Raw genomic sequence first — 26,762 nt, 5'->3', positions numbered from 1 at the left:
AGGCACAGTGACAGACCACCGTTCTTCGACAAACGTCGAACCCTGCGTCGACAGACCCTTATAGCAAACTCCCGACGTTCCGTACATGACCGACCAGAGCGTGGGCATCGACGCCATCGAGATCCACACGGGCAAGCTCAAACTCGACCTCGCCGAGACCTTCGCCCCGAAGATGGGCGACGACCCCGGCAAGTACACAAAGGGCCTGGGGCTGTACGCGAGTTCCTTCCCGGACACCTACGAGGACATCGTGACGATGGGCGCCAACGCCGCCCACCGGCTGATGGACCGGAAGGGACTCGAACCCGAGGACATCGGCCGCATCGACGTGGCCACGGAGTCCGCCTTCGACCACTCCAAGCCCGTCTCGACGTACATCGCGGGCTGTCTGGAGCAGGTCTACGAGGGCGACTTCCACCACGCCAACAAGGGCGAGCGGAAGTTCGCCTGCGTCGCGGGCACCCAGAGCATCGACGACGCGTACAACTGGATCCGCGCGGGGCGGCACCGCGGCCGCGCGGCGCTGGTCATCGCGACCGACACGGCGCTGTACGCCCGCGACGACCCCGGCGAGGCGACGCAGGGCGCGGGCGCCGTCGCGATGCTCATCGACGAGGACCCCGACCTCGTCGAGCTGTCGAACGCCCAGGGGTACGGCTCCGCCGACGAGACGGACTTCCTGAAGCCCCAGCAGCAGTTCCCCAGCGTCGACGGCAAGCGCTCGGTGAAGGTATACCTCGCCCGCATGCGCGAGGCGCTGGTCGACTACGAGTCCGTCGCGGGGGACATCCACCCCGACGACTTCCGGCTCGGGCCGTTCCACACCCCGTTCCCGGGGATGGTCCGGAAGGCCGCCGTGCTCGCCTACCGGCACATCACCCGCGACACGGAGATCGAGGACGACCTCGACGACCAGATCGGCCGGCAGCCGCGTCCGGAGGCCTTCGACGACGATGCCGCGTACATGGACGCCCTCGGCGACTATACGGACAAGCTGAAGGACACCGACCGCTACCAGGAGTGGTACGACCGGACCATCGACCCGACGCTGTCCATCTCCCGGGAGGTCGGCAACTGGTACACCGGCTCGGTCCACGTCGCCCGCGTCTCCGGGCTGAAGGCGCTGGCCGAGGACGGCGAGGACGCGACCGGACAGAAGCTGCTGGTCGGCTCCTACGGGTCCGGCGCGCAGGCGGAGATTCACGTCGAGACCGTCCAGGAGAACTGGCTCGACGAGATCGACGCGCTGAACGTCGACGAGCAGCTCGAGGCCCGCTACGACCTCGACTTCGACGAATACGAGGACGTCCACGACGCCCACAACTTCGACGAGGAGCGCGGCGTCGAGGAGTTCCGGACGCCCGACGAGGAGTTCGTCTTCGACGGCTGGGGCCGGATGGGCGAGCGGAAGTACCAGTACGTCGAGTAACAGTTCGGCCGCCGCCGCGGACGGATTCGACCCACCAAATCGACCTCCGCTTATAAAGACCTTGTATAGTTAAAGGCTGTCCTCAAAGGAATCGGCCCACTGTATTGGGCGTGATGAGTGGGGCGCTCCCCGGTACGTCGAGAGGTGCGACCGGATACTGGCAGCTGGTGATACCCGCGATGGGAGGGGTGCTGCTGGTCGCCGCGTTCGTGAAAGCGTTCGCCGCGCTGACCGGGGGTGACGGACTCCTGGAGGCCACGCTGGATCTGGTCCTCCTGTGTTCCCCGGGCCTCGTGATGCTGTACGTCGGGCGCTGGCTGCCGTCCGCGTCCATCGAACCGGAGCTGTACCCCCGCATCGTGGGCTGGGTCCTCGGCGGCATCGGCGTGATGGGCGTGGTCCTCTGGCTGCGGGTCATCCACCCCGGGGTCGACGTCCAGTTCACCTTCGGGACGCAGGCCGTCCTCCTGTCGATCGGCTCCATCGCGGGACTGGGGATCAGCGTCCACGAGGCGATCGCGTTCACCAACGCCCGCGTCCTCGAGACGCAGAACGAGAAGCTCCGGCGCGCCGAACGGGAGCGCGAGGAGGCCGTCGAACAGCTAGAGGCGTCGAACGAGCGCCTCGAGCAGTTCGCCTACGCCGCCTCCCACGACCTCCAGGAGCCGCTCCGGATGGTGACCCGGTACCTCGAACTCGTAGAGCGACGGCTGGGCGACGACCTCGACGAGGACTGCCGGGAGTTCATGGGCTACGCCGTCGACGGCGCCGAGCGGATGCGTGGGATGATCGACGGCCTGCTCGACTACTCCCGGGTGGGGACGCGGGGCGAGTCCTTCGATACCGTCGGACTCGACGACGTCCTCGACGACGTGCTCACCGACCTCCAGTTCAGGATCGACGAGACCGACACCGAACTCACCCGCGATCCCCTCCCGGCCGTCCGCGGCGACGAACGACAGCTCCACCAGCTCTTCCAGAACCTCCTGAGCAACGCGATCGAGTACAGCGGCGACGGACCGCCGCGGATACACGTCGGCGTCGAGGAGCCGGCCGGCTCCGATCCGGTGGTCTCGGTCCGCGACGAGGGGATCGGTATCGAGTCCGGCAACGAGGACCGCATCTTCGACATCTTCCAGCGGCTCCACTCGATCGACGAGCACGAGGGGTCGGGCATCGGGCTCGCGCTCTGCGAGCGAATCGTCGAGCGCCACGACGGCGAGATCTGGGTCGACTCGACGGTCGGCGAGGGGACCACGTTCTCATTCAGCCTCCCGCCCGGCCTCCAGCGACGGGACGCCGTCGACGCCGCCGAACCGATCGAGCAGTGAGGCGTCCTCGCGGCCGGTTCGGCACGCCAGCGATCCGGCCGTCCCGCGGTCTGTATTGGGGCTCGGGACCAGGCCCGCGACCCGGTATCGACGTCCGGCGCTTCAGTCTCCCAGGATATTCTTCCAGTCGAAGACCGGGAAAACTATTTACCGTTACCCGAGGAGGTAGCACCATCGTTCGCACTGCTGCTGACCCCGGGAGTCGCCGCTGGCGTAGGTGACGCTCCCTGAACGGGGTACAGCACGGTACCGAAATGCCTCCACGCGGACCTCCATCACTACGCGATGACGAGCCACAGAGCCACGGACGACCCCGCTTCGACCGGTATCGATTCGATCGACGACTACGAGTCGCTACGCGACCGCGACGGCGTCCCCTACCACGAGGAGAGCGACGTCGTCGACGGCGAGACCGTCGGGGCGGTCGCCGACCTCCCGGATCTGGCCGCCGTCGGCGTCACGAACCCGGACGGCGACCTGCTGTTCCGGCGACTCACCAACACCTGTTCCTGGAAAATCCCGGTCGCGACGGTCGGCCCCGGCGACGACTTCGCCCGGTCGATCGTCGAGCACGTCGAGGAGACCATCGGGTTCACCCTCGAACTGGAGTCGGTCGCCGGCGTCTGGAACATCGGCGTCCGGACCGAGGACGGCGAACGGACGGCGTCCCGCGGGTTCGTCACGTTCGGCGCCGCGCCCGTCTCGGGGGAGTACGACCTGGACGCGGCGGTGGCTGCCGGCGAGGCCGTCGAGGAAGCCGGCTGGTTCGACGAACGACCAGCGGACGCCGACGAGATTCCGGGGACGGACCTGTTCCTCGACTGACCGGCAGGTCGTCGGGCGGGAACGCTCGAAGAACGGGAGCCGGTGACCGGGAGGAGAGAAACGCGGGCAGTCAGTTAGTCAGTCGGCGTTCGGCTTCGGCGCCGCCTCGATCATCTCGACGACGTCGTCGAAGAAGCCGAGCGTGTCGTGGGGGCCGGGGTTGGCCTCGGGGTGGTACTGACGCGTGATGACGCCCAGTTCGTCGCTCTCGAGGCCCTCCGGGGTGTCGTCGTTGACGTTCTTCTGGGTGACCTCGAGCTCGCCGGGTTCCGAGACCGTGTAGCCGTGGTTCTGGGTCGTCATGACGACCTTCCCGGTACGGAGGTCCTGGACGGGCTGGTTGACGCCGCGGTGGCCGAACTCCATCTTCTCGGTCTCGCCGCCGAGGGCCTCGGCGATGACCTGCTGGCCGAGGCAGATGCCGGCCATCGGGACGTCGCCGACGTACTCGTCGACGAGGTCTGCGGCGGCCTCGAAGTTCTTCGGGTCGCCGGGGCCGTTGGAGATGAAGATCACGTCGGGGTCGATCGCCTCGACGTCCTCGGGCGCCGCGTCGTACGGCAGGACCTCGACGACGGCGTCGCGCTCGACGAGGGAGTCGACGATGGAGCCCTTCGCGCCGCAGTCGACGAGCGCGACGGTCGGGCCGTCGCCATCGGCGTTGTGGGTGAGCTGCTCGTCGACGGAGACCTGCGCGCCGATGTCGGTGTGGTCGCTCATCTCCTTGCACTCGGCGAGCTCCTCCCGGGCGGCCTCGGGGGTCGCGTCGGGGCCGGCGGCGATGCCGCACTTCATGGCACCCTGCTCGCGGATGCCGGTCACGAGGTCGCGGGTGTCCAGGTGGTCGACGGCGGGGACGCCCTCGCTCTCGAGCCACTCGGCGACGTCCTCGGTGAGCTCGCGAGCGACGACCGCCCGCGGGTGGACGCGGTCGGACTCGAAGCGTTCCTCCCGGACGCCGTAGTTGCCGATGAGCGGATACGAGAAGGTGAGGATCTGCTCCTCGTAGCTCGGGTCGGTCAGCGACTCCTCGTAGCCGGTGTAAGCGGTCGTGAACACCAGTTCGCCGCGGCTGCGACCCGGCGCGCGGGCGCGTGCTTCGACGGTGCGGCCGTCCTCGAGCGCTACGTAGGCATCGGTCATTACGAGATGCGTACGAATCACCCCCAAATAACGCTTGTGTTCGAAGCGTCGTTACGAAATTCGTAACGGGTAAGTGGTCCCGGGGGGAAGGTACGCACCTCGATGGACGACCTCGACCGCGAGATACTCGCGATCCTCCGTCGCGACTCCCGGACGCCCTACACGGAGATCGCCGACCGCATCGGGACCTCGGAGGGGACGGTCCGCAACCGCGTCGAGCGGCTCATCGAGGACGGCGTCATCGAGCGGTTCACCATCGCTACGCGGACCGGGAACGTCAAGGCCATGGTCGAGGTCGGCGTCGCCGTCGACGTCGACACCAGCCACATCTCCGACCGGATGGCCGAGTGGACCGAGGTCGACTTCGTCTGGCAGGTCTCCGGCGAGGAGGACATCGTCGTCGTCGCCGACACCGCCGACACCGGGACGCTCAACGACCTCATCACCCGTGCGCGCGAACTCGACGAGGTCGTCTCCACGAAGACGCGGCTCATCCTCGACGAGAAGCTCGGGTGACGGACGGCGGTCGGCGGACCGCTACTTGGCGCCCTTCATCTTGTGTATCGTCCGGTAGGCCGGCTGGAGCAACCGCTCCAGGGGGCCGCCGCGGTAGATCGGCTCGACGCGGCCGTCGCGGACCGCCTCCACGACGCTCTCCGGGGTCAGCTCCTCGGCTTCGACGCGCGTGAAGCCGCGGGCGGCCTCGAACGGGAAGTGCGCGTCGCTACCGCCGGTCATCGGCAGCGATCGCTCCTCGGCCAGCCGCCGGACCCGGTCGTGTGTGTCGGGGTGCTTGCCGTTGAGCTCGACGGCGTCGAAGGGCGCCTGGCTCTCCCGGACGGAGCTGCTCCGGAAGGGGTGCGGGAGGATGGCGGCGCAGTCGCGGTCGTGGGCCTCCTCGACGACCTCCTCGGGGGTCAGGGTCCCCGCCTCGGTGTGGTCGGGGGGGTCGGGGCCGACGACGAGGACGTGGCCCTTCGTCGTCGTCACCTCGATGCCGGGGATGAACGTCACGCCGCTGTCGGCGAACGGCTCGTAGTAGTCGTGGTTCGTGAGCGCCACGGCGTCGAGGCCGCGGGCGCTGGCGGTCCGCCCGAGGAGTCGGGCCCCGATGGGATCGTACGGCGTCGCTTGCTCCGGGATCGAGTGGAAGAATCGCGTGTGCGCGTGCAAGTCGACGTGGTACACGTCCGGAACGTCGGGTGCCAGCTTATTTGTCTTTCTGGGTTCAACGGAATACGATGGCCGACTCCACCGAGGCGACGGGCGGCCGCGTCGTCGTGTTGAACCCGGTCTCCGGGGCCGGCGACCACGGCCCGCAGGTCAGGCGCCTCGCCGACGAGTACGGGTTCGACGTCGTAGAGACGACAGAGGAGGAGGGCGCGGCGCCGCTAACCGAGCGGGCCTCCCGCCGGGCGTCGCTCGTCGCGGCCTGCGGCGGCGACGGCACGATCAACGAGACCGTCCGGGGGCTCGTCGCCGCCGACGCCCTCGAGGACACGACGCTCGGGGTCGTCCCGGCCGGGACCGGCAACAACTTCGCGGGCAACATCGGGGTCGAGAGCATCCCCCAGGCCTTCGAGGTCCTCGTCGACGGCGAGGAACGGCAGATCGACCTCGGGACGGCCTGGGAGTCCGCGACCGACGAGGGCCGGCCGTTCGTCAACTCCTGTATCTGCGGCATCACGGCCGAGGCCAGCGCGAGCACCGACCACGAGCAGAAGAACCGCCTCGGGACGCTCGCGTACGTGCTCAACGGCCTCCGGGAGGCCCAGCAGTTCGACCCGATCCCGATGCGCGTCCACACCAGCGACGATATCGAGACGACGTGGGACGGCGAGGCGATGATGGTGCTGATCGGCAACGGCCGTCGGTTCCCCGTCGAGGGAGCGACGCAGGCCAACATGGAGGACGGTCTCCTCGACGTAGCGATCATCGAGGACCGCCCCACCTTCGACCTCGTCGGCGAGGAGGCCCGGCGGCGGCTGCTCGACGCCGAGGCCGACCACATCACGCGGCTGCGGACGCCGGCGCTGCAGCTGGCCGTCCGGGACGACGAGCCGGTGTCGTTCAGCCTCGACGGCGAGATGCTGTCGGCCAACGACCTCCGGCTGTCAGTCGACCGGCAGTGCCTCGGGCTCCGGGTCGGCGAGGCCTACGAGCCCGCGCCGGGCGAGTGAGGCCCGCGGGCCGGAACCCAGCCCCGGCAGCGGACCCGGCGGAGTGACCCGTTTCGAAGAGTCCTTAACAACCACCACCGATTGAACGCCCATGAGCACCGACGACGTCGACTCCGCGGGGTCGAGCGCGGAGGGCGCGCAGGACCACGAGAACGCCCTCCAGGACGTCATCGCCGTCGACGCCGACGACGAGCCGACGGAGCTGGTCAACCGCCTCGACGCCCACACCGGCGAGGGCATCCGCCACCGCGCGTTCACGGCGCTGGTCTTCGACGGCGACGACAACATCCTGCTGGCCCAGCGAGCCCCGGGCAAGCGCCTCTGGGACACCTTCTGGGACGGCACGGTCGCCTCCCACCCGGTCGAGGGCCAGACGCAGGTCGAGGCGACCCGCCAGCGGCTCGAGGAGGAACTCGGCGTCTCCCCGGACCAGTACGACGACCTCCGGGTCACGGACAAGTTCGAGTACAAGCGCTACTACATGAACGAGGGCGTCGAGTGGGAGGTCTGCTCGGTGCTGCAGTGCACCCTCCAGGACCACGAACTCGACCCCGACGAGGCGGAGGTCGCCGGCCTGATGTGGGTGCCCTACCAGCGGCTCCACGAACACCCCAAGTGGTACCGGCAACTGCGCCTCTGTCCGTGGTTCGAGATCGCCATGCGTCGGGACGTCGGCGACGCGTAGAGTAACCGAAACCTCGTTCTCCAGTTCCGATCCAAGCCGCCAGTCGCTGCACGGTCCGGCTTTCGTATGCATCCATCCTCCAACGAGATTCTTCGATCGACTAGCCGAAGCTGCCGCGTCGTACGGCGAAACCCTCGATCAGCTACCATTTCCCCGCGTCCTCCTGGCCGCGAGCGTCGGGGTTGTGACGGTTTCAGTGGACAGAAGATTCCTGGACGTCTGGTTACCCGATTAGACCTCGAACAAACGCCCGTCGTCTTTATCAAAGTACTAAACGCTGTTCGGTCGCCTTCGTCGGAGATAGATTTACAAGAGTGGGGAGATTACCGCGATTCTGTACGATGTACGACGACCAGGTCCGGACGGCCGTGGCACTGTACCTGTCGGGGGCGCTGACCGAGGAGGAGGCGGTGCGGCGCGCCGACATCTCGCGGTCGGAACTCCGGCACTACGCGCGGACCTCCGGGACGGTCGTCCCCGCGCCCGACCCCGACGTCGACGACGAGTCGAACACCGAACCGGCCTAGTCGAGCAGGCGGGTGAGTTCGGCGGCGCTCTCGGCCTCGAGGCCGCGGACCGTGTCGACGATCTCGGTGCGGCGGTCCGCGTCGTAGCGGTCGCCGACGGCGGCGTGGAACTTCTCCTCGACCGTCCCCCACGTCGCCGGGTCCGCGGGGTGGCCGGTGAACCACTGCCGGTCGGCCTCGTGGACGGCGCCGTCGCGGCACTCGACGACGACGCGGGCCGGTACCGCTCCCTCGGCCGCCCGCGACGTCAGGTCCTCGGTCTCCTCTATCGCGACCGTCTCGGCGACCGGCTGGAGGTCCGCGCGGTCGCCCGGGCGGGCCGGCAGGTCGCGGTCGACGAGCGCGGCGGCGACCGCCCGCGGGTCGACCTCCGGGACGGCGTCGGCGAACGTCTCGACGCGGACCGACTCGACGTCGGCGGGGTCGAGCGCGGCGTCCCCGGCGAGTTCGACCCCCGCCTCGACTGCGGTCTGGGCGTAGGGGTGGACGGCGTAGGGCAGCAGCGCTGCGTCCTCGACCCGCTCGCAGCCGGGGTCCAGGTCCAGGTCGAACGGGCCGACGTGGGCCGCCCAGCCCTCGGGGTCGTCCAGCGGGTCCGGGCCCTCGATACCGCCGTCGGCCAGCAGACACGCGTAGACGGCGGTCTGGGCGGCCGTGCCGGCCGCCAGCGGATCGACCTCGCCGCCGACGGACAGCGTCGCCTGCGTGGCCGCGAGGCCGACGGCGTTCGCCAGGACGTCCGGCGCGAGGTCCATCGTTCGCCCGACGCCGGCGGCCCCGGCGACGGCGCCGTGGCTGGCCGGGTGGAAGCCGTCGACGGGGACGTTCCAGGCCAGTTCGCCGCGGACCTCGTGGGCGACCGCCAGTCCAGCCAGGACGTCCTCGCCGTTGGCGCTGCGGGCCTCGCCGGCCGCGAGGACCGCGGCCACGCCGTCGCCGGCCGAAGCGAGCGTCGGCGCGAGGAACACCGCGCCGTTGCCCGAGGCGACCAGCGCCGCGTCGTACATCGCGGCGTCGGACGGCGAGGCGCTCAGCTCCGAGCCCCACAGGCGGCTCCGGCCGGTCGCGTTCTGGACGGACACGGCCCGGCGGACGGCGTCGGTCGGGTGGTCGCCGACCGCGCCGAGCCCCACCCCGACGGCGTCGAGGACCCGACGCTTGACCGCCTCGCGGACGGCTTCCGGGAGGGCGTCGTAGCTCACCTCGGTCGCGAAGGCCGCGAGCTCCTCCGTCGAAGTCATGCTAGGGGATGACACACTGCGACGGCAAAAGCGTTCCGCGCCGCCCGCCCGGGGTTCCGGGGTTCAGGGCCGGGTCGTCGCCCAGACCGCGAGGATGCCGAGGAGGATGGCAGGGATCATCGGCAGCGCGAGGTAGGTGTCCCAGAAGGTCAGTCCCATCGCGGAGCCGACGTGCGGGTAGAGGTAGATGAGTCCCGGGACGACGAGGAACGCGACGACGATGGCGGCGACGAGCGTCCAGCCGCGCCAGTCGAACTCCCGGTCGACGCCCTCCGGGTGGGCGCCCTGCTCGTCGGCCGTCGGGTCGCGGTCCGGGTCGGCCGCGCCGCCGTCGCCCACCCCGGGGCCGTCGCCGTCGATGGCGTCCGGGTCGTGGGTGTAGCCGTCACTCATAGTCGTCGGGGTCGTACTCGCTGTCCGGGACGACGACCACCGAGCCGAACCCCTCCCGGTCCTCCAGCATCTCGTGGGCGCGGACGATCTCGCTCATCGGCATGACGTCGCGGACCCGCGGCTCGAAGGTGCCGTCGAAGACCTTCGCCATCACGTCGTCCATCTCGCCGGGCGTGCCCATCGTCGACCCGAGGATGTCGAGCTGCTTCCAGAACACCTTCGGGATGTTCGTCTCCGGGGAGATGCCGGAGGTCGCACCGCAGGTGACGATGGCGCCCCCGTGGGCGGCCACCGAGAGGGAGCCGTCCCAGGTCGCCTCGCCGACGTGGTCGACGACGACGTCGACGCCGCGGCCGTCCGTGGCGGACTTGATCTCGTCGACGAAGTCGTCTTCCTCGTAGTTCACGAGGTGGTCGGCGCCGATCTCCGAGGCGTACTCCAGCTTCTCCTCGGAGGAGGCCGTCGCCCAGACCTCGCAGCCCTCGTTGGCGGCGATCTGGACGGCGGCGTGGCCGACGCCGCCCGAGGCGCCGTGGACGAGGACGCTGTCGTTCTGCTGGATCTCCGCGCGGGTGACGAGCATCCGCCAGGCGGTCTGGAACACCAGCGGCGCCGAGGCGGCGGTGACGAAGTCGACGTCGTCGGGCAGGTGGATGAGGTTGTCCTCGTGGAGGGCCGCCTGCTCGCTGTGGACGCCGCGGACGTGCTCGCCGATCATCTTGAAGTCGACGCACAGCGAGGTCTCGCCCTTCCGGCAGAACTCGCAGTCTCCGCAGAACAGGTTCGGGTCGACGACGACGCGGTCGCCGGGCTCGAAGCGGGTCACGCGGTCGCCGACCTCGCTGACGACGCCCGCCGCGTCGCTGCCGGGGACGTGCGGCAGTTCCTCGGGGCTCGGCATCCCCTTGCGCGTCCAGACGTCGAGGTGGTTGAGCCCGCCCGCCTTGACGTCGACGAGCACCTCGTCGGGCCCGATCTCTGGGTCCGGGAACTCGCCGTACTCCAGGACGTCCGTCGAGCCGTGCTCCTCGTAGAAGATGGCTTGCATACCCCCACGTGCGCTCGCACCGTGCAAAACAGTAGCGAAGACAGCAAGCTGTCCCGGGACGGCGCCCGCGGGCGGCCTCTACGGCGACGGCGGGGATTTACCCCGATGGGGTCCGGAGGTGCTCCCATGAGCGACAACGAGGGTGCGGGCTCCCACGAGCGCGATAGCGGGGGCGAACCCGAGCCGGAGCGGTACCACCACCATCACCACGACCTCGACGAACTCGGCGTGGCGGTCCTCACCGTCTCGTCGTCGCGCTCGCTCTCGGACGACCCGGCGGGCGACGCCGTCGCCGAGATCGTCGAGGGGGAGGGCCACTCGGTCGTGATCCGCGAACTCGTCCGCGACGAGCACGACCGCGTCCAGGACACCGTCAACCGGTTCGTCGACCGCGAGGACACCGACTGCGTCGTGACGACCGGCGGGACCGGCGTCACCCCGGACGACGTGACCCTGGAGGCCGTCGACCCGCTGTTCGACAAGCGCCTCCCCGGGTTCGGCGAGCTGTTCCGGCGGCTCTCCTACGACGAGGTCGGGACGAAGATCGTCTGTACGCGCTCGGCCGCCGGCGTCGCCGACGGCGTCCCCGTGTTCTGTCTACCCGGCAGCGAGAACGCGGTCCGCCTCGGGGTCGAGGAGATCGTCGTCGAGGAGGCCGGCCACCTCGCGGGGCTGGCCCGACGCGACGAGGCGTAGGGCGCCCGCTTTTTCTGTCTCGACAGCAGATTGTCAGGTATGGGTGCCGACAGCAGCGACGGCGACGACCTCGCGTCGTCCGCGGGCGAGCAGCCCCCGGCGACGGGCGACCGGTCGCCGCCGTCGCGGTGGACCGAGTGGGTCCTCGTCGACGGAGACCGGATCCTCATCGCCGGTGCGGTGACGGCCCTCGTCTTCTGTTTCCTCGTCGGCGTCGAGGCCCTCGGACTCGTCGCGTTCGACGACGGCGGACCCGTGAGCCGGGTGGCCAGCGGACTGATCGCCGGCGTCTTCTCGCTGACCACCATCGTCGTCTCCATCAACCAGCTCATCCTCTCCCGGGAGTTCACCACCCCGAAGGAGTCCCGCGAGCGCCTCGACGGCGTCGTCTCGTTCCACGAGGACATCGAGGACGCCACGGACATCTCGACGGTCCCCGCCGAACCGACCGAACTGCTCGAACTGCTCGCGGTGGTCGTCGACGACCGGGCGCGGACGGTCCGGCGGCTCGCCGAGGACCACCCGGACGAGGAGTTCCGGCGGCGCGCGAAGGCCGTCACCGACGAGGTCGTCGAGAGCGCCGACGGCCTCGACAGCAGCCTCGAGTCGACGGACGTCGGCGCGTTCTCGGCGCTCTCGGCGACGATGCGGTACGACGATCACTGGCAGATCTACGCGACGAGGCACCTGCGGAACGGCTACGCGGCGGAGACGTCGCCGGCCCTCGACGGCGCCCTGGCGGACCTGCAGGAGGTCCTGGAGTTCTTCAGCGTCGCGCGGGAGCACTTCAAGACCACCTACATGCAGCGGGAGCTCACCCGGTTCTCCCGGCTGATCGTCGTCGCCGGCGCCGTCGGTCTCGTCGCCGCGGCGATGCTCGGGCTCCTCTACGGCGACCTCCGCGGCCCCACCCTGCGGCCCACCTACCTCCCGTACGCCGCCAGCGCGCTCGTCTCGATCGCGGCGTTCCCCGCCGCGCTCCTCGTCACCTACACGCTCCGGACCGCGACCGTGACGCGGCGGACGGTCACCATCGGCCCGTTCCTCGCCAACTCCGACCCCGACGCCAAGCCCTTCGGCGGCTCCGCCCGGTCCGACGACTGACGGAGCCCCGCCGCGGTGGCGGCCGTTTTACGGAGCCCCCGGTCGAAGCGTCCCCATGGCCCCCGACGACGGGCCCGACCCGTTCGAGGACGAGGACAGCGAACTCACCTACGACCCCGTCTCCGAGTCGCCGGTCAAGCGGTGGCTGCTCCTCGACGGCGACCGGCTGGTCATCTCCGCGGTGCTCGCGGCGGGCGTCTTCACGGCGGTCGTCGCCCTCCACCTCGGCGGCGTCCTGCGCGTCCGGAACGACCAGGCGGTGGTGACGCTCCTGTCGGGGCTTGTCGGCGGGACGCTCCCGTTCATCACCATCGTCCTCGCGATCAACCAGCTCGTGCTCTCCCAGGAGCTGGGCTGGACGGACGAACTCGCCGACCGGTTCCAGGGCATGGTCTCGTTCCGCCGCGACGTCGAGGAGCTCACCGGAGAGACCGTCAGCCCGGCGTCGCCCGCCGACTTCCTGAAGCACGTCGTCCTGGCGACCGTGGAGACGGGACGGCGGCTGCCCGGCTCGCTGGCCGACGACGCCGACGAGGACGACGTCGCCGACGTCGAGCGGTTCGGCGACGCGCTCGTCGCGGAGGGACGGCCGGTGATCGACGCGCTCGACGACGCGGAGTTCGGGACCTTCGACGCCCTGACGGCCGTCCTCGGCCACCACCAGGGCGACCACCTCCACACCGCGCGGGTCCACCGGCTGGAGCGGACCGACGCCTTCGCGGACACCGGGCCGCTGGACGAGCTCATCGACCTGCTGGAGGCGCTGGCGGTCGCCCGCCAGACGTTCAAGACCCTCTACGTCCAGCACGAGCTGGCGGTCCTCTCGCGGCTGCTGCTCTACGTCGGCTTCCCGACGCTCGTCGGCGGCGGCCTCCTCGTCATGGTCTATCCGACGCTCGCGGGGGACGTCGCCATCGGGACGCTGGTCGTCGTCGCCGCGGTCGGCGTCACGCTCGTCTTTCTGCCGTTCATCGTGCTGTTGAGCTACTCGCTTCGGATCGCGACCATCGCCGCCCGCACCGCCGACTTCGGGCCGTTCGTCCCCGGCGACTAGGCAGGTTACTCCGTCTCCTCGCCCGTGTAGAGCGGGTAGGACTCGCCGACGACCCGCTTGAAGCACTCCAGGACCGCGGCGTGGACCGCCACGAGCACGACGACGCTGACGACGATGGTGACCACCTGGAACGCCGTCGAGAGCAGGCCGAGCGAGACGATGAGCGTCGTCGCGCAGGCCGGCGCGTGATTGGCGTCGGTCGCGATCATCCCCCAGCTGGTCGCGACGATGGAGAGCATCCCGCTGGCGGCCAACCGGAGCCCGTCGGCGGAGAACGCCCCCGCCGTCGTCGTCAGGGTGACGCCCGACGCCAGCAGCGAGTACGCCAGGAAGCCGGCGACGGCGCCGATCAGGTGGCTGCCGACGACGCGGTAGACGCGGGTGCGCTCGCCCTGGCGGTCGAACGCCAGGATGAACGCCGACGGCCCGAGGCTCGGGAAGATGAACGGCTGGCCGCTCGCCCACGCGACGGTCCCCAGCACCGTGAACAGGAACCCCGCGTAGAGGCTCGTCCCGACGCGCCGACGGTTCATACCAGGTACTCGACAGCGGCCCGATGATAGACCTGTCTACTCAGGACGGGTTTCGGGGAGTCCACTCGGCGGGCGAGTCAGGGGAGCGGACAGAGACTCGCCGTCAGCAGGGCCCGGTCGTCGCTCTCGTTCCGTGCACCGTGTTCGACGCCGCGGGGATTGTGGACCACCGTCGGCGCGGTCAGCGTCTCCGTCTCGTCGCCGCGCGTGACGACGACCTCCCCCTCGAGCAGGTGGAAGACGTTCGTGCTCGCGTCGTGGACGTGCGGGTCGAAGGCGCCGCCCGGCCCGAGCGCGAACAGCTTCACGAGGACGTCGTCCTCGACGACCAGTTCGGCGGTCTCGACCTCGCCCTCGGCCGGGTCGATGTCCGGGAGTTCGTTCAGCGTCATGGTGTGTAGTGGGTGGGGCCGTCCCCCTCAACGTTCCGGCGCTGGCGACCCGGATCGGGGCGAGTCCAACCCGAGGCATTGAAGTACGCGCCCGGACTTGCTACCCATATGAATCACGCTCGGTCCACCAAGAAGCGCACCGGTGGGCGACGTCGTCCGGTTCGAAAGAAGCGAAAGCACGAGCTCGGCTCGGCGCCGACGGAGACCCGCCTCGGCGACGAGCAGCTGAAGGTCGTCGACGCCCACGGCAACACGGACAAGGTCCGCGCCATCGCCCGGAGCGTCGCCAGCGTCGCCTCCGACGGCGGCGTCGTCCAGGCCGACATCGAGGACGTCGTCGAGAACCCCTCGAACCCGAACTACGTCCGCCGGAACATCATCACGAAGGGCGCCATCATCGAGACCTCCGAGGGCAGGGCCCGCGTCACCTCCCGACCCGGCCAGGACGGCCAGGTCAACGCCGTCCTCGTCGACGACGAGTAACCCGCCAGTTCTCAGTTCTCTTCCGCCGTCCAGCGACGCCGTCGGTCAGGGAAGCTCCCGGAGAGCCTCCAGCAACTCCTCGAGCGGCCGGGTCGTGGTCGCCAGCGAGACGCCGTCGGCCCGCGCCAGCGCGGGGGCGTGCTCCCAGAGGCCCTCCGGCTCGATGCCGTGCAGGACGACCGCCGACGGGGTCGGCGTCACGACGCGCAGGGCGACGAGCGGCGACTCCCCCCGAGTTACGTCGGTGAAGACCAGCGCGCGGTTCGTCGACTGTCCGTAGAGGCGGTAGAACTCCTCGCTGGAGAGCCGCTTGATCGCCTCGACGCTGTTGATGACGGTGTGGCCGGCGACGGTGTCGGCGGTGCCGGCGGTGATCTCCTCGGCGTCGATGGTCCGGTAGAACCGGGTCAGCGGGACGGTCGCGGCGTACTCCCGGAGGTCGTAGACGACGTCCTGGTCGAAGCCGGCCGAGAGGACGCGGGCGTGCTGGCGGACGCGGTCGCCGCCGCGCCGCTCGTCGACGGCGAGCAGTCCCTCGACGACCCGCCGGACGACGCGGATGCCGGGGTTCTCGCGGCGGCCGCTCTCGTAGTCGGAGACCACCGACGCGGAGACGTCGAGTTCGTCGGCCAGCGTCGTCTGGGCGACGTCGAACTCCTCGCGCCACTTCCGGAGGGTCGCCCCGGGGTCCTCCGAGAGGGCGACCTCGCCGGCGATGCGCTCGGCGAGCTCCTCGCGAGGGTCGCGCATACGCCGAGATGGGCAGCCCCCGGTATAAGCGTACCTTCACGGCCACGAACCGGCGAAAAGAATAAGTAAGTGTGTAAAGTACGCTTTACTGTAAAGGACGCTTTACGACAAGCGTCCTTTCCAGGTGATCCGATCATGACGACCAACGCGGCGCAGGGGACGAACCTGCCCTCCAAGCGACGCAAGTACAGATACGCGATGTACGGCTGTCTCGCGGTGGGGATCGCGGGATACCTGCTCGGCCTCCAGGTGGAGATGCCGCTCGCCGCCCTCGCCGTCTACTGGGCGGCGTTCCTCGGCTTCCTCGGGATCCAGAGAGGGAGTTCCGTGACCATCTACGACGAACGGCACCACGCCCTGGAGCGGAAGGCGGCGAAACGGACCATCGGAGTCGTCGGTGCGGTACTGATACTCGTCGGCCCGGCGCTTCCGGCCCTCTCCGCCGCCGGGTACGAACCGCCCACGCTCGTGCTCGGGGCGCTGTACGGCTACGCTGCCATGTTCTTCCTCCTGGGAGCGTTCTGCATCGGGATGCGCTGCTGGAAGTGACCCGCGTGAACGACAGACCGAACGACCGACATGATGACCATGACAACGACACGATTCGAACCCGCGACGTATCGACGATCGACACTCGCCTTCGGGCTCGCCGCGGGGCTCTGTCTCGCCGTCGGCGCGATGATCGAGCGGCCCCTACTCGGGGTCGGACTGTACGCCGTCGGGATGGCCGTCGCCGCCGCGCTCCCGTACGCGGTGGACGTCCGGCTGTTCGACGAACGGGACGACCGCATCCACCGGCGGGCCAGCGGCCTCACGCTGGCGCTGTTCGGCTGGCTCTCCGCGCTGGTGTACCCCTCGCTCGTCGTCCCCGCCGGGACCGAGCACTTCTCGTGGGGGCCGGCCAGCGCGGCGGTCGCGTGGACGACGACGGTCGTGTACAGCGTCTACCTCCTCGCGATGGGCTACTACCGGACCCGATGAAGAACGACCTGAAGGACCGGCGCGCCGGCGCGGGCGAGAGCCAGGCCGACCTCGCGGCGGCCGTCGACGTCACCCGCCAGACCATCAACGCCATCGAGCGCGACCGCTACGACCCGTCGCTGGAACTCGCGTTCGAACTGGCCGACCACTACGACTGCGCCATCGAGGACATCTTCTCCCCCGGCGCGGACGGCAGCGAGTAGCCGCCGGGTCCGCACTCCGGAGTTGCGGTGCGAGGCCACCTGCCAGCGAAGTTAAGTCCCAGGCCGCGCAGGAACGGGGTAGATGCCGCCGACCCTCGTCGCCGTCGCCGTCGGCGCCCTGCTCGGAGTGGCGCTGCTCGGGTCGGCGTTCGACCGCCGCTCGCTCACCCTCGTCGTCGTGGCCGCCGCCCTCCCCGACCTCGACGCCGCCCTCGCGCTCGTGGTCCCGGGCGCCGCGAACGCCCTCCTGCACACGCTGTTCGTCCCGCTCGCGGCCGCCGTCGCCCTCTACTACGACACCGAGCTCCGGGCGGCCTCCTGGCTCCGCTCGCGGTACGGCCGGTACGGCGTCCGGGTCGCCTGGGTCGCCGTGGCCGCCTACGCCGTCGCCGGCATCGGCCTCGACCTCTTCAACGTCGACAGCGCCGCCGTCCTCTACCCGCTGTCGGACCGCTACTACGCGATCATCGGCAAACTCGTCCTCTCGACGCAGGAGGGCGTCGTCCAGACCTACGTCTCGCTCGGCGACGGCTGGCTGGAGGTGGCCTCCCCCGGGACCGTCGGCGACCACCACGTCGAAAGCTGGCTCGACCCCGGCGACGGGCAGCGCCGGCTCCGCCTCGCCGACTCGGGCTGGCAGGCCGCCCTCGTCGCGACGGCCGCCGCGGCGGTCCCCGCGAAGTTCCTCGCCCGGCGCGCCGAAGCGAACGGGCGGACCGCCCGGACCGGTCGGGGCGAGGGAGGGGACCGCTGATGCCGTCGACGGTCGTCCACGCCGCCGTCGGGTTCACCGTCGCCGTCGGCCTCCTGGGAACGTACTACGACCGGCGGGCGCTGGCCGTCGTCCTCGTCGCGCTGCTGATCCCGGAGACGGACACCTTCGCCGGCTACCTGATGGACGGCGCCCACCGGGCGCTGCTGCACAACCTCGTGTTCACCGCATCGGCGGGCGGCCTACTGTACTGGGAGACCGCCCGCGAGTCGTCGCGGCTCCGGGGCCGCTACGGGGCCCGCGGCGTCCGGCTGGCGTGGGTCGCGCTGTTCGTCCACGCGTTCGCGCACATGGCCTTCGACTGGGCGCACCTCGAGGGCATCAACGTCCTCTTCCCGCTACACGACCGGTTCTTCCAGCTCTCCGGGGAGGCGTACCTCGCGCCCGCCGAGGGGTTCGTCCAGACGTTCGTGGAGGTCGCCCCCGACCCGGAGACGGGCCGGACCAGCGTCGACGCCGGCCAGGGCGGGACGACCGACGACACCCACGTCGCCAGCCCCGCCCAGCCGACGAAGGAGCCGGACCCGGGCCCGGTCGACCGCCGGTTCCCCATCGCCGTCCAGGGGTGGCAGCTCTACCTGATCGGCCTCGGCGCCTTCACCCTCGTCGCGAAGCGCCTACAATCACCCGTCCCCTCCGGCCGGAACGATGACTGACGCGACGCTCCGCCCCTACGACCCCGACGACGAGGCCGACCGCAGCGCGCTCTGGGCGCTGAAGACGGCGTTCGAGACCGACCTCGCGGACGGCACGGGCGGCGAGGAGAAGGCCGCCAGGTACGACGCGAAGCTGACCGACGACTACCGGCGGCGGTGGCTGGCGTGGGTCGACCGCTGCGTCGCCGACGACCGGCGGTGCGTGACGGTCGCCCACGAGGGCGGGGACGCCGAGTACGGCACCGCTGGCGATCCCGACGACGCGGTCGGCTACGTCTTCGTGCTCCCCGAGCGGCTGTCGTTCGTCTGGGACGCCGCCGTCGTCAACGAACTGTACGTGGTCCCGGAGCATCGCGGCGCCGGCGTCGCCGACGCCCTGCTGGAGTCGGCCGTGGACCTCGCCCGCGACCAGGACCTGCCGCTCGACAGGCTCCTGCTCGACGTGGACCCGGAGAACGAGCGCGCGTACGCCTTCTACGAGCGGTTCGGCTTCGAGCCGTGGGGTGAGATCGTCGCCCGCGAGTTATGACGTGCTGCGCCGGCGAGCCGGTTCATCGTCGGTGGTGACCGCCGCGGCGACGCCGCCGATGGCGCCGAAGACGAGCGGGTAGACGATGCCGGCCAGCAGGATCGCCGGCAGTAGGTCGGGTTCGCCGCTGGCGCCGCCGACCTCGACGCGGAACAGGATGGCGCCGACGATGCACAGCACCAGGTAGCCGGGGACGACCAGGGCGCCGGCGACGGCGCCGTCGTTGGCGCGGGTGACGCCCTGCGAGCGACCGACGGCGAGGCCGGCGGCGAGCAGGAGCACCGCCGGGATCACGAAGAGGAGGACGCTGAAGCCGTCCTCGCCGCCGACGAAGTTCGCCGTCCGCGAGCCGACGAACGGGGCGTCGATGACCGCGTCGACGAGGTGGGAGTTGAAGAACACCCAGCCGACGAGCTCGTAGGTCGCGTCGCCGTCGCCGAACGCCTGGGCGAACTGGTTGAGCCCGGACTCGCGGATGTCGGAGGCGACGAGCAGGTACGTGAGCACGTACCCGACGATCCACGAGAGGAGGCCGGCCACGGCCCCGGGGACGATCGGCAGGTCGTTGACGTCGAAATTGGCGGACATACGGACTCGACCGTTGTCGGCCCTTTAAATATAAGTTGCGGTGTATGGCCGGCGTATTAATCCAGCGCCGCCTCGGTGTCGACGCCGTAGACCCGCGCGGGCGTCTCGACGTGCGCCCGACGCAGCGCCGCCTCGTACCCCTCCTCGGCGAGCCACGTCGTCCGCCGCGGGACCGTCTTCGGCCCCATCACGGCGCCCGGCCGGTCCGGGTCGTCGATGAAGTCCGTCTCCATGAAGAACGGCCAGTCGCCGCCGCAGGCCCGCTCCAGTTCGTCCTTGTCGCAGATGACGCTGGGAATCGGCCCCTCGACGTGGCCGTTCGAGTAGTGCTTGACCACCTGCTCGCGCGGCAGGCCCTCGGCCTCGGCCCACTGGGCGACCTCCTCGAAGTCCTCGCCGCCCTCGGTGTGCAGTTGGACGGCACAGCCCACCTCCGCGCCGCGGGCGAAGGCGTGCCGCATCACCTCGTTGGAGGCGTCCCACACCGCGTCGTCGACGTCGTAGTGCGGCCGGCCGGACTTGATCGCCAGCGCCGGCCCCTCCGCGACGAACTCCGCGGCCACGTCGATGCCGGTCTTCATCAGGTCGGCCGCCTCGTCGGCGTCGTAGCCGCGGTCGACCAGCTGGGAGATCAGCGCCGGGTGGACGCCCAGGACGGGCCACGCCTCGCCGGGGAGGATCTCGTCGGCCGCCTCGGTCACCTCGACGGTGATCTCGAATGTCTCGCGGAACCCGTCGGCGCCGTCGACCTCGCCGACGAGGTGCCAGGACGGCTTGTTGAGGACGTTGAGGTGCGTGCCGCCGGCGCCGGCGAACTCCTCGGCCGCCTCGACGCCCCGACCGTTGACCGGGTCCAGGTGGAGGTGGTTGTCCAGGACTGGTCCGTCGTACATGGACGCGTGTACTCGCGGCGCGTGGAAAAGCCGTGTGTTCGCGCCCGACGCCGACCCCGCGATCGGACGGGGCCGACCGGGCGCAGCTACTCCAGCGTGATCTCGTGGTGGGCGGCGTTCCGGAGGGCGTCCGAGCGGCCGTGCGTCCCCGGAGCCACCGCGACGGTGCGCAGCCCGCGCTTGGCCGCCAGCTCCAGGACCGGCTTGAAGTCGGTGTCGCGGGAGACGACGACGACGGTGTCGATGCGGTCGGCGACGGCGGCCTCGACGGCGTCGATGCCGAGCTTCACGTCGACGTCGCCGCTCGTGGTGACGACCTCGAAGCCGCGGGCCTCGGCGGCCTGGATGAGCCCGCCGCTGGCGTTCTCGTCGACGTACACGCGGGCGAGCGCCACGGTGCCCTCCTCGCGGGCCAGCTCCCGGAGCTCGTCGAGGTCGACGTCGAACTCGCTGCGGAAGACGTTCGGGCCGTCGACGAAGATGCCGACCCGCGGCGCGCCGCGGCGCGACCCGCCGCGGAGCCGGTCCAGCAGTCCCATACGTCGACTCTGCCCGGCCCCGTCAAATCGGTGACGGTCGGCGGGCGCCGGGGGTCAGCCGCCGGAGAAGGCGGTGCGGACCGTGCCGGCGGTCCGCCGGAAGAGCGCGGCGAGGGCCTTTCGGCGGCGGACGAACAGGACGGAGCCGAGGACGAGGTAGATCCCGCTGAACGCCAGCAGGAATTCGTAGTCGGTGAGGGGGAACGCGACGAGGTCGCGGATGATGAGGAACTCGATGAACACCTGCGAGCAGAAGAGGACCAGCAGCGTGATGGCCTCCTTCACCGAGATCTCGAAGTTGACGAGGATGGCGATGGCGAAGAACGACTGGGCGGCGGTGAGCCAGATCTCCGCGCTCTGCTTGTCGTCGAACGGCAGGGCGCCGTAGCGGCCGAGCGCGACGGAGTAGACGACGACGAGCGTCCCGATGAGCAGCGTCCACTGGTTGAGCTTCGAGGAGATGAGCGCGTTGAAGCCCGCCGTCGAGCGGGCCTTGTTCACGAGGTAGACGACGACGATGAGCTCCGGGGACTCGGAGGCCAGCGGCGCGATCCACTGGATCATGAAGAACGGCGGGATGCCGACGCTCGTCCCGATCTCCTCGAGGCCGTGGGCGAACGGCTCGACGGCGACGAAGATGACCAGCCCGGAGTACGCGAACAGCGCGATCACGGTCGCGATCCGGCGGGGCTTGCGGAACCCCTGGAGGTACGCCGGGACCCCGACGTGGTCGAGGTCGGGGTCGACGTCGCCCTTCAGGACGATGGCGATGTAGGTGACGTAGATGCCGACGAGGACCGCCATGTCCAGGATGTCGATGCCGCCGTTCAGCGGGATGAGGAACGCCCACGTCGTCGCGGCCAGCAGGAAGACGATCTCGAGGCCGATGTCGCGGTCGAGGGTGACGGCGGAGTCGAGGAAGCCGGATCCCTTATCGACGGCGGTGTCGACGTTCGTCCGGGCCCGGATAACGGTGAACAGCGCGATGCCGGCCCACCCGATGCCGATGAGGATGCGGTTGGCGCCGGTCATGTTCGCGACCGCGAGGTTGCCGGCCTCGGCGCCGCGGGTGGTGCCGAAGTTGACGCCGGCGTTCCAGGCGTAGAGGGCGTCGACGGCGTACTCGGGGGCGACGGCCAGCACCGCCAGCACTGCGATGGCGAACGCCCGGGGGACGTCCTTCTCTGCGGTCTCGGCCGCCCACGCCAGCAGGAACGACGCCCCCAGGATGGAGAGACCGCTGACGGCGACCTCGCCGACCGTCGATAGCTGTTCCTCGAGGTGGGGGACCCCGACGCCGAGACTCGGGAGGACGCTGCTCGTGAGCCAGACCGCGACCCACGGAACCGTCACCGCAACCACGATCATGATCGCTTTGACGTTCCGGTTTGTCATGCGTAGCACTCCGTCGTCGAGGCGACCGCCGGCCGCTCGGCCGACGGCGTCCGACTGACCGCGTCCACGTACAGGATGTGCGGAGAGACGCGCGCCTGGTTTATAAAAATCGAGCGTTCGTCCCCGCCGGCGCTCGGCGGCGGGTCGCCCCGCCGACCCGGCCCACCGCGACCCCGGGAACCGAACTACTTACTCCCTCGCCGCCGACGGTCCGGGTATGACGCTCCGAGAGCCGCCGCTGGGCGGCGTCCACGCCGACGCGGGCGCGAAGACAACCGAGTTCGGCGGCTGGGAGATGCCCGTCGAGTTCGACTCCATCCGGACCGAGCACGAGGCCGTCCGGGAGGCCGCCGGAAAGTTCGACGTCTCGCACATGGGCGAGATCGAGGTGTCGGGCCCCGACGCCGCCGAGCTGACGAACCGGCTGACCACGAACGACGTGACGGCCCTCGGCCCAGGCGACGCCCAGTACTCCACCATCACCGACGAGCGCGGCGACATCGTCGACGACACCGTCGTCTACCGCCTCCCCGCGGACGACGACCCCGACTACCTGTTCGTCCCGAACGCGGGCCACGACGGGGACGCCCACGAGCGCTGGGTCGACCACGCCGCCGAGTGGGACCTCGAGGTCGACGTCGAGAACGCCACCGGCGACTACGGGATGATCGCCCTCCAGGGCCCCGACGCCCTCGGGCTGTTGGGCGACCACTGCGAGTCGCCGGAGTCGATATCGCGGTTCACCGTCGAACGCCGGACGGTCGCGGGGGTCGACTGCCTCGTCGCGCGGACCGGCTACACCGGCGAGGACGGCGTCGAGTTGCTCTTCGACGCCGACGAGTCAGAGGCGGTCTGGTCGGAGCTGGACTGCCAGCCCTGCGGGCTCGGGGCCCGCGACACGCTCCGGCTGGAGGCCGGCTTCCTGCTCTCCGGACAGGACTTCCACATCGACGAGAACCCCCGCAACCCCTTCGAGGCCGGCATCGGCTTCGTCGTGGAGACCGGCACCGAGTTCGTCGGCCGCGACGCCCTCGAGCGGGTGGAGGCGGAGGGCGTCGAGGAGAAGCTGGTCGGCTTCCGGCTCCAGAAGCGCGGCATCGCGCGCCACGGCTACGACATCGTCGACGACGGCGAGACGATCGGTACCGTCACCAGCGGGACGATGAGCCCGACGCTCGGCGAGGCCATCGGCCTCGGTTACGTCCCCGTCGAGTACGCCGGCCCGGGGACGGAACTGTCCGTCGAGGTCCGCGGCGAACCGAAACACGCCGAGGTGGCGTCGCTACCGTTCTACGAGCGGGCGTGAACCACGCGAAGTGTTTATGGACCCACACCTTTTCTCGCCTCCATGGGGTCACCAGGAACGGCGCCGGACGGGGCCACCGAGGAGGTCCGGCGCCACTTCGCCCGGTCCGACGATCCGTCGGCGCCGCGGACGGCCGCCGAGGTCGCGGCGGACCTCGGGTGCTCGCTCGACGTCGCGCAGGACTCTCTGACGGATCTCGCCGAACGCGGTGCCCTGCGGTCGAAGGAGGTCGCGGCGGGGACCCGGGTCTGGTGGCAGCCGGCTGATGCGACGACCGGAGCGACGGCGGAGCGCGAGGAGTTCGACGCCTTCGTCAGCGCCGTCCAGGACTACGCCATCTTCAAGCTCGATCCCGACGGCCGGGTCGCCAGCTGGAACGCGGGCGCCCGACGGATCAAGGGCTACGAGGAGGCCGAGATCGTCGGCGAGCACTTCTCGACGTTCTACACCGACGACGACCGCGCCGCCGACGTCCCCGAGACCAACCTCGAGACCGCGGCCGCGAAGGGGCGCGTCGTGGACGAGGGCTGGCGCGTCCGGCGGGACGGCACGCGGTTCTGGGCGAACGTCACGATCACGGCCGTCCGCGGCGACGACGGGGCGCTCAGGGGGTTCACGAAGGTCACCCGCGACATGACGGAACAGCGGGAGTACGAAGAGCGGCTCCGCCAAGAGCGGGACCTCAACCGGCAGGTCCTCGAGACGGTTCCGGTCAGCATCGGCGTGCTCACCGACGAGGGGGGCTTCGTCCGCGCGAACCAGCAGATGCTCGATCGGCACGGCATCGACGACTCGGACCTCCCCGGCTACGGCATCGATTCACTCGACGTGTACGACGGTGACGGCGACCCGATCCCGACGTCGGAGTGGCCCCTCACCAGGGTCGTCGAGACGGGCGAGCCGGTCCGCGGCTTCCAGTGCCAGGTCGAGTTCCCGGGCGGCGACCGGCAGTGGGTCTCGATCAACGCCGCGCCGCTCGAGGACGGCCAGCAGGACGGCGACCGCGTCGTCGCCGCCATCGAGGACGTCTCCGACCAGAAGGCCCGGGAGCGCCAGCTCCGCCGCGAGCGCGACCAGACCGAACAGCTGCTCCGGACGGCCCCCGTCGCCATCGCCGTCCACGACGCCGACGGCGAGACGATCATGGCGAACCGGCGGGCCGGCGAGTCGCTCGGCCTCACGGAGGAGGAGATCGTGGAGGAACCCGAGAACCCCGACGAGTGGACCGTCTACGACGCGGACGGCGAGGAGATCCCCGACGAGCGGCTGCCGACCGCCCGCGCCGTCGCCACGGGCGAGGCGGTGTTCGACGAGGAGGTCGTCATCGAGCGACCGAGCGGCGACCGCATCCACTTCACGATCAACTCGGCGCCCCTTTTCGGACCGGACGGGGACCTCGAGCGCGTCATCACGGCCGGGAAGGACATAACGGAGCTGAAACACCGGGAGCGACAGCTCGAGCGGCGGAAGGCGGAGCTCGAGACGGAGCTCAGCGAGATCCTCGATCGGGTCTCCGACGCCTTCTACGCGCTCGACGACGAGTGGCGGTTCACGCACCTCAACGACCAGGCCGTCGAGCTCCTGGGCCAACCCCGCGAGGAGCTCCTCGACCGGACCATCTGGTCGGTGTTCCCGCAGGCGACCGACAGCATCTACCACGAGCAGTTCCAATGGGCGATGGAGACGCAGGCGCCCGCCGACTTCGAGGTGTTCGTCGACAACCTCGATGCCTGGCTGGAGTTCAACCTCTACCCCTCCGAGAGCGGCCTCTCCGTCTACCTCCAGGACATCACCGAGCGGAAGGAGTACGAGCGCAAGCTCGAGGAGTCCAACGAGCGCCTCGAGCAGTTCGCCTACGCCGCCTCCCACGACCTCCAGGAACCCCTGCGGATGGTCTCCAGCTACCTGCAGCTCATCGAGCGGCGGTACGCCGACGAACTCGACGCGGACGGGGCCGACTTCATCGAGTACGCGGTCGACGGCGCCGACCGGATGCGCGAGATGATCGAGGCGCTGCTGCAGTACTCGCGGGTGGAGACGCAGGGCGACGCCTTCGAGCCCGCCGACCTCGAGGCCGTCCTGTCGGAGGCCCGCGAGAACCTCCACCTGCAGATCGAGGAGAGCGACGCCGACGTCACGGTCGGCCGGCTCCCGACCGTCTCGGGCGACGCCAGCCAGCTCCGGCAGGTGTTCCAGAACCTGCTGGACAACGCCATCGAGTACAGCGGCGAGGCGCCGCTCCAGGTCCACGTCGACGCCGAACGATCCGGCGAGGAGTGGGTCGTCTCGGTCAGCGACGAAGGGATCGGCATCGAGCCGGACCAGCACGAGCGCGTCTTCGAGGTGTTCCAGCGACTCCACTCCCGCGACGAACACGAGGGGACGGGCATCGGGCTGGCGCTCTGCGAGCGCATCGTCGAGCGCCACGGCGGCGACATCTGGGTCGACTCCGACCCCGGCGAGGGCACGACGTTCTCCTTCACGCTCCCAGCGACAGACGGTATCGACTCCTGAGCGGCACACCGGCGGGAAGTGGGAAAGCACTACGTGCCCCACTGCAGATACTCGAACCATGAGCTTCGACGTACCCGAGGACTGCCGGTACCTGGAGAGCCACGAGTGGGCGCGCCGCGACGGCGACGCGGTCCGCGTCGGCATCACCGACTTCGCGCAGGACGAGCTCGGCGACGTGGTGTTCGTGGAGCTGCCCGAGGTCGGCGACAGCGTCGAGCGGGAGGCGGAGTTCGGCGTCGTCGAGTCCATCAAGGCCGTCTCTGACCTCTACGCGCCCGTCTCCGGCGAGGTGACGGCCGTCAACGAGGCGCTGTTCGACGAGCCGGAGCTCGTCAACGAGGACCCCTTCGGCGACGGCTGGATGATCGACGTCGAACTCGACGACGAGGGTGAACTCGACGACCTGCTCTCGCCCGCCGAGTACGAGGACCAGATCGCCTGAGCGGTCGACGGACCGAGCGACCGTCCGGGGTTCAGACGGGAGCGACGCTGGCGCCGCGGGGGAGTTTGCTGACGCGGTCGCAGAGCCGCAACAATGTATAAGCGAATCCGAGCCGTACGTGTAACCACGA

General features: G+C 70.1%; 32 protein-coding genes. 20 read left to right on the top strand and 12 right to left on the bottom strand.

What is annotated here, in order from left to right; translation table 11 throughout:
- The first annotated feature begins 85 nt into the window (after positions 1-85).
- The 3 genes from hmgB (at position 86) to HWV07_RS18390 (ending at position 3,585) form a co-directional block, all read left to right on the top strand.
- Complete coding sequence (hmgB, locus tag HWV07_RS18400; RefSeq protein WP_178335727.1) at positions 86-1,429, top strand: hydroxymethylglutaryl-CoA synthase; 1,344 nt, start codon at positions 86-88, stop codon at positions 1,427-1,429.
- A gap of 179 nt (positions 1,430-1,608) precedes the next feature.
- Positions 1,609-2,760, top strand: a complete 1,152-nt coding sequence (locus HWV07_RS18395; protein WP_178335726.1) for a sensor histidine kinase — start codon at positions 1,609-1,611, stop codon at positions 2,758-2,760.
- 285 nt (positions 2,761-3,045) lie between these two features.
- Positions 3,046-3,585, top strand: coding sequence for an NUDIX hydrolase (locus HWV07_RS18390; RefSeq protein WP_178335725.1), 540 nt, complete (start codon positions 3,046-3,048; stop codon positions 3,583-3,585).
- Between the two features lie 78 nt (positions 3,586-3,663).
- On the opposite strand, the gene carA is transcribed toward HWV07_RS18390, so the two are convergent.
- Positions 3,664-4,728, bottom strand: coding sequence for a glutamine-hydrolyzing carbamoyl-phosphate synthase small subunit (gene carA / locus HWV07_RS18385; RefSeq protein ID WP_178335724.1), 1,065 nt, complete (start codon positions 4,726-4,728; stop codon positions 3,664-3,666).
- A 102-nt stretch (positions 4,729-4,830) separates the two neighbouring features.
- On the opposite strand from carA, the gene HWV07_RS18380 reads away from it, so the two are divergent.
- Positions 4,831-5,244, top strand: a complete 414-nt coding sequence (locus HWV07_RS18380; RefSeq protein ID WP_178335723.1) for an Lrp/AsnC family transcriptional regulator — start codon at positions 4,831-4,833, stop codon at positions 5,242-5,244.
- 21 nt (positions 5,245-5,265) lie between these two features.
- Here the strand turns inward: HWV07_RS18380 and HWV07_RS18375 are convergent, their stop codons facing one another.
- A complete protein-coding gene (locus HWV07_RS18375) occupies positions 5,266-5,916 on the bottom strand; it encodes a PHP domain-containing protein (protein ID WP_178335722.1) in 651 nt (216 codons plus the stop codon).
- Between the two features lie 53 nt (positions 5,917-5,969).
- Here HWV07_RS18375 and HWV07_RS18370 point away from each other — a divergent pair, with 53 nt between their 5' ends.
- From HWV07_RS18370 to HWV07_RS18360, 3 genes are all read left to right on the top strand, one after another.
- Positions 5,970-6,908: a diacylglycerol/lipid kinase family protein gene (locus tag HWV07_RS18370; RefSeq protein ID WP_178335721.1), complete on the top strand. Its 939-nt coding sequence runs from the start codon at positions 5,970-5,972 to the stop codon at positions 6,906-6,908.
- A gap of 91 nt (positions 6,909-6,999) precedes the next feature.
- Positions 7,000-7,593 carry an NUDIX hydrolase gene (locus tag HWV07_RS18365; RefSeq protein WP_178335720.1) on the top strand — a complete coding sequence of 198 codons (594 nt, stop codon included), beginning with the start codon at positions 7,000-7,002 and terminating at the stop codon, positions 7,591-7,593.
- A gap of 341 nt (positions 7,594-7,934) precedes the next feature.
- Positions 7,935-8,120 (top strand): DUF7317 family protein, encoded by a 186-nt coding sequence (locus tag HWV07_RS18360; protein ID WP_178335719.1) that lies wholly within the window; start codon positions 7,935-7,937, stop codon positions 8,118-8,120.
- On the opposite strand, the gene HWV07_RS18355 is transcribed toward HWV07_RS18360, so the two are convergent.
- From HWV07_RS18355 to HWV07_RS18345, 3 genes are all read right to left on the bottom strand, one after another.
- A complete protein-coding gene (locus HWV07_RS18355; RefSeq protein ID WP_178335718.1) occupies positions 8,117-9,361 on the bottom strand; it encodes an MmgE/PrpD family protein in 1,245 nt (414 codons plus the stop codon). The two genes, HWV07_RS18360 and HWV07_RS18355, sit on opposite strands and share 4 nt — an antisense overlap.
- 63 nt (positions 9,362-9,424) lie before the next feature.
- Entirely contained in the window at positions 9,425-9,754 is a 330-nt protein-coding gene (locus tag HWV07_RS18350) for a DUF7977 family protein (RefSeq protein ID WP_178335717.1), read from the bottom strand.
- Positions 9,747-10,802 carry a zinc-binding dehydrogenase gene (locus HWV07_RS18345; protein ID WP_178335716.1) on the bottom strand — a complete coding sequence of 352 codons (1,056 nt, stop codon included), beginning with the start codon at positions 10,800-10,802 and terminating at the stop codon, positions 9,747-9,749. Before HWV07_RS18345 ends, HWV07_RS18350 begins: the two co-directional genes overlap by 8 nt.
- A 126-nt stretch (positions 10,803-10,928) precedes the next feature.
- Here HWV07_RS18345 and HWV07_RS18340 point away from each other — a divergent pair, with 126 nt between their 5' ends.
- From HWV07_RS18340 to HWV07_RS18330, 3 genes are read left to right on the top strand one after another with little or no spacing between them, the layout of a single operon-like run.
- On the top strand, positions 10,929-11,498 hold the full coding sequence (locus HWV07_RS18340) for a MogA/MoaB family molybdenum cofactor biosynthesis protein (protein ID WP_178335715.1): 570 nt from the start codon (positions 10,929-10,931) through the stop codon (positions 11,496-11,498).
- A gap of 39 nt (positions 11,499-11,537) precedes the next feature.
- Positions 11,538-12,602 carry a DUF7972 family membrane protein gene (locus HWV07_RS18335; RefSeq protein WP_178335714.1) on the top strand — a complete coding sequence of 355 codons (1,065 nt, stop codon included), beginning with the start codon at positions 11,538-11,540 and terminating at the stop codon, positions 12,600-12,602.
- 55 nt (positions 12,603-12,657) lie between these two features.
- The gene (locus HWV07_RS18330; protein WP_178335713.1) at positions 12,658-13,656 is read left to right on the top strand and encodes a DUF7972 family membrane protein; all 999 of its coding nucleotides are present in this window, start codon (positions 12,658-12,660) and stop codon (positions 13,654-13,656) included.
- Positions 13,657-13,661: 5 nt separating this feature from the next.
- On the opposite strand, the gene HWV07_RS18325 is transcribed toward HWV07_RS18330, so the two are convergent.
- Both HWV07_RS18325 and HWV07_RS18320 read right to left on the bottom strand, forming a co-directional pair.
- Positions 13,662-14,189 (bottom strand): HPP family protein, encoded by a 528-nt coding sequence (locus HWV07_RS18325; protein ID WP_178335712.1) that lies wholly within the window; start codon positions 14,187-14,189, stop codon positions 13,662-13,664.
- Between the two features lie 77 nt (positions 14,190-14,266).
- The gene (locus tag HWV07_RS18320; RefSeq protein ID WP_178335711.1) at positions 14,267-14,581 is read right to left on the bottom strand and encodes a cupin domain-containing protein; all 315 of its coding nucleotides are present in this window, start codon (positions 14,579-14,581) and stop codon (positions 14,267-14,269) included.
- Positions 14,582-14,689: 108 nt separating this feature from the next.
- Between HWV07_RS18320 and HWV07_RS18315 the strand changes: the two genes are divergently transcribed.
- Positions 14,690-15,064 (top strand): 30S ribosomal protein S8e, encoded by a 375-nt coding sequence (locus HWV07_RS18315; protein ID WP_178335710.1) that lies wholly within the window; start codon positions 14,690-14,692, stop codon positions 15,062-15,064.
- Positions 15,065-15,109: 45 nt separating this feature from the next.
- Here the strand turns inward: HWV07_RS18315 and HWV07_RS18310 are convergent, their stop codons facing one another.
- Positions 15,110-15,814 (bottom strand): helix-turn-helix domain-containing protein, encoded by a 705-nt coding sequence (locus tag HWV07_RS18310; protein WP_178335709.1) that lies wholly within the window; start codon positions 15,812-15,814, stop codon positions 15,110-15,112.
- A 135-nt stretch (positions 15,815-15,949) separates the two neighbouring features.
- Here HWV07_RS18310 and HWV07_RS18305 point away from each other — a divergent pair, with 135 nt between their 5' ends.
- The 6 genes from HWV07_RS18305 to HWV07_RS18280 all read left to right on the top strand — a co-directional run bounded on the left by HWV07_RS18305 (position 15,950) and on the right by HWV07_RS18280 (position 18,955).
- Positions 15,950-16,363 (top strand): DUF2178 domain-containing protein, encoded by a 414-nt coding sequence (locus HWV07_RS18305; protein WP_178335708.1) that lies wholly within the window; start codon positions 15,950-15,952, stop codon positions 16,361-16,363.
- Between the two features lie 39 nt (positions 16,364-16,402).
- Positions 16,403-16,795: a DUF2178 domain-containing protein gene (locus tag HWV07_RS18300; protein ID WP_211694175.1), complete on the top strand. Its 393-nt coding sequence runs from the start codon at positions 16,403-16,405 to the stop codon at positions 16,793-16,795.
- Positions 16,792-16,998: a helix-turn-helix transcriptional regulator gene (locus HWV07_RS18295; protein WP_178335706.1), complete on the top strand. Its 207-nt coding sequence runs from the start codon at positions 16,792-16,794 to the stop codon at positions 16,996-16,998. The genes HWV07_RS18300 and HWV07_RS18295 overlap by 4 nt, the downstream gene beginning before the upstream one ends.
- Positions 16,999-17,080: 82 nt before the next feature.
- Complete coding sequence (locus tag HWV07_RS18290; protein ID WP_178335705.1) at positions 17,081-17,752, top strand: metal-dependent hydrolase; 672 nt, start codon at positions 17,081-17,083, stop codon at positions 17,750-17,752.
- Entirely contained in the window at positions 17,752-18,426 is a 675-nt protein-coding gene (locus HWV07_RS18285) for a metal-dependent hydrolase (RefSeq protein WP_178335704.1), read from the top strand. Before HWV07_RS18290 ends, HWV07_RS18285 begins: the two co-directional genes overlap by 1 nt.
- Positions 18,419-18,955 (top strand): GNAT family N-acetyltransferase, encoded by a 537-nt coding sequence (locus HWV07_RS18280; RefSeq protein WP_178335703.1) that lies wholly within the window; start codon positions 18,419-18,421, stop codon positions 18,953-18,955. The genes HWV07_RS18285 and HWV07_RS18280 overlap by 8 nt, the downstream gene beginning before the upstream one ends.
- On the opposite strand, the gene HWV07_RS18275 is transcribed toward HWV07_RS18280, so the two are convergent.
- From HWV07_RS18275 to HWV07_RS18260, 4 genes are all read right to left on the bottom strand, one after another.
- Positions 18,950-19,543 carry a DUF7978 family protein gene (locus HWV07_RS18275; RefSeq protein WP_178335702.1) on the bottom strand — a complete coding sequence of 198 codons (594 nt, stop codon included), beginning with the start codon at positions 19,541-19,543 and terminating at the stop codon, positions 18,950-18,952. The two genes, HWV07_RS18280 and HWV07_RS18275, sit on opposite strands and share 6 nt — an antisense overlap.
- Before the next feature lie 56 nt (positions 19,544-19,599).
- The gene (locus HWV07_RS18270) at positions 19,600-20,436 is read right to left on the bottom strand and encodes a TatD family hydrolase (protein WP_178335701.1); all 837 of its coding nucleotides are present in this window, start codon (positions 20,434-20,436) and stop codon (positions 19,600-19,602) included.
- A gap of 86 nt (positions 20,437-20,522) precedes the next feature.
- Positions 20,523-20,975: an NYN domain-containing protein gene (locus tag HWV07_RS18265; protein ID WP_178335700.1), complete on the bottom strand. Its 453-nt coding sequence runs from the start codon at positions 20,973-20,975 to the stop codon at positions 20,523-20,525.
- A gap of 54 nt (positions 20,976-21,029) precedes the next feature.
- On the bottom strand, positions 21,030-22,370 hold the full coding sequence (locus HWV07_RS18260) for a sodium:calcium antiporter (RefSeq protein WP_178335699.1): 1,341 nt from the start codon (positions 22,368-22,370) through the stop codon (positions 21,030-21,032).
- Positions 22,371-22,587: 217 nt separating this feature from the next.
- Here HWV07_RS18260 and gcvT point away from each other — a divergent pair, with 217 nt between their 5' ends.
- Genes gcvT through gcvH form a run of 3 tightly spaced genes read left to right on the top strand, consistent with a single transcriptional unit; the run spans position 22,588 to position 26,632 of the window.
- Positions 22,588-23,676, top strand: a complete 1,089-nt coding sequence (gene gcvT / locus HWV07_RS18255) for a glycine cleavage system aminomethyltransferase GcvT (protein WP_178335698.1) — start codon at positions 22,588-22,590, stop codon at positions 23,674-23,676.
- A gap of 42 nt (positions 23,677-23,718) precedes the next feature.
- A complete protein-coding gene (locus HWV07_RS18250) occupies positions 23,719-26,190 on the top strand; it encodes a PAS domain-containing sensor histidine kinase (protein ID WP_178335697.1) in 2,472 nt (823 codons plus the stop codon).
- Positions 26,191-26,248: 58 nt separating this feature from the next.
- Positions 26,249-26,632, top strand: a complete 384-nt coding sequence (gene gcvH / locus HWV07_RS18245) for a glycine cleavage system protein GcvH (RefSeq protein ID WP_178335696.1) — start codon at positions 26,249-26,251, stop codon at positions 26,630-26,632.
- Positions 26,633-26,762: the final 130 nt, after the last annotated feature.

The organism is Natronomonas salina (assembly GCF_013391105.1).
Taxonomy (GTDB): domain Archaea; phylum Halobacteriota; class Halobacteria; order Halobacteriales; family Haloarculaceae; genus Natronomonas; species Natronomonas salina.
Note: the sequence above shows the minus strand (reverse complement) of the source record. Positions and strands in the feature narration are given on the sequence as shown.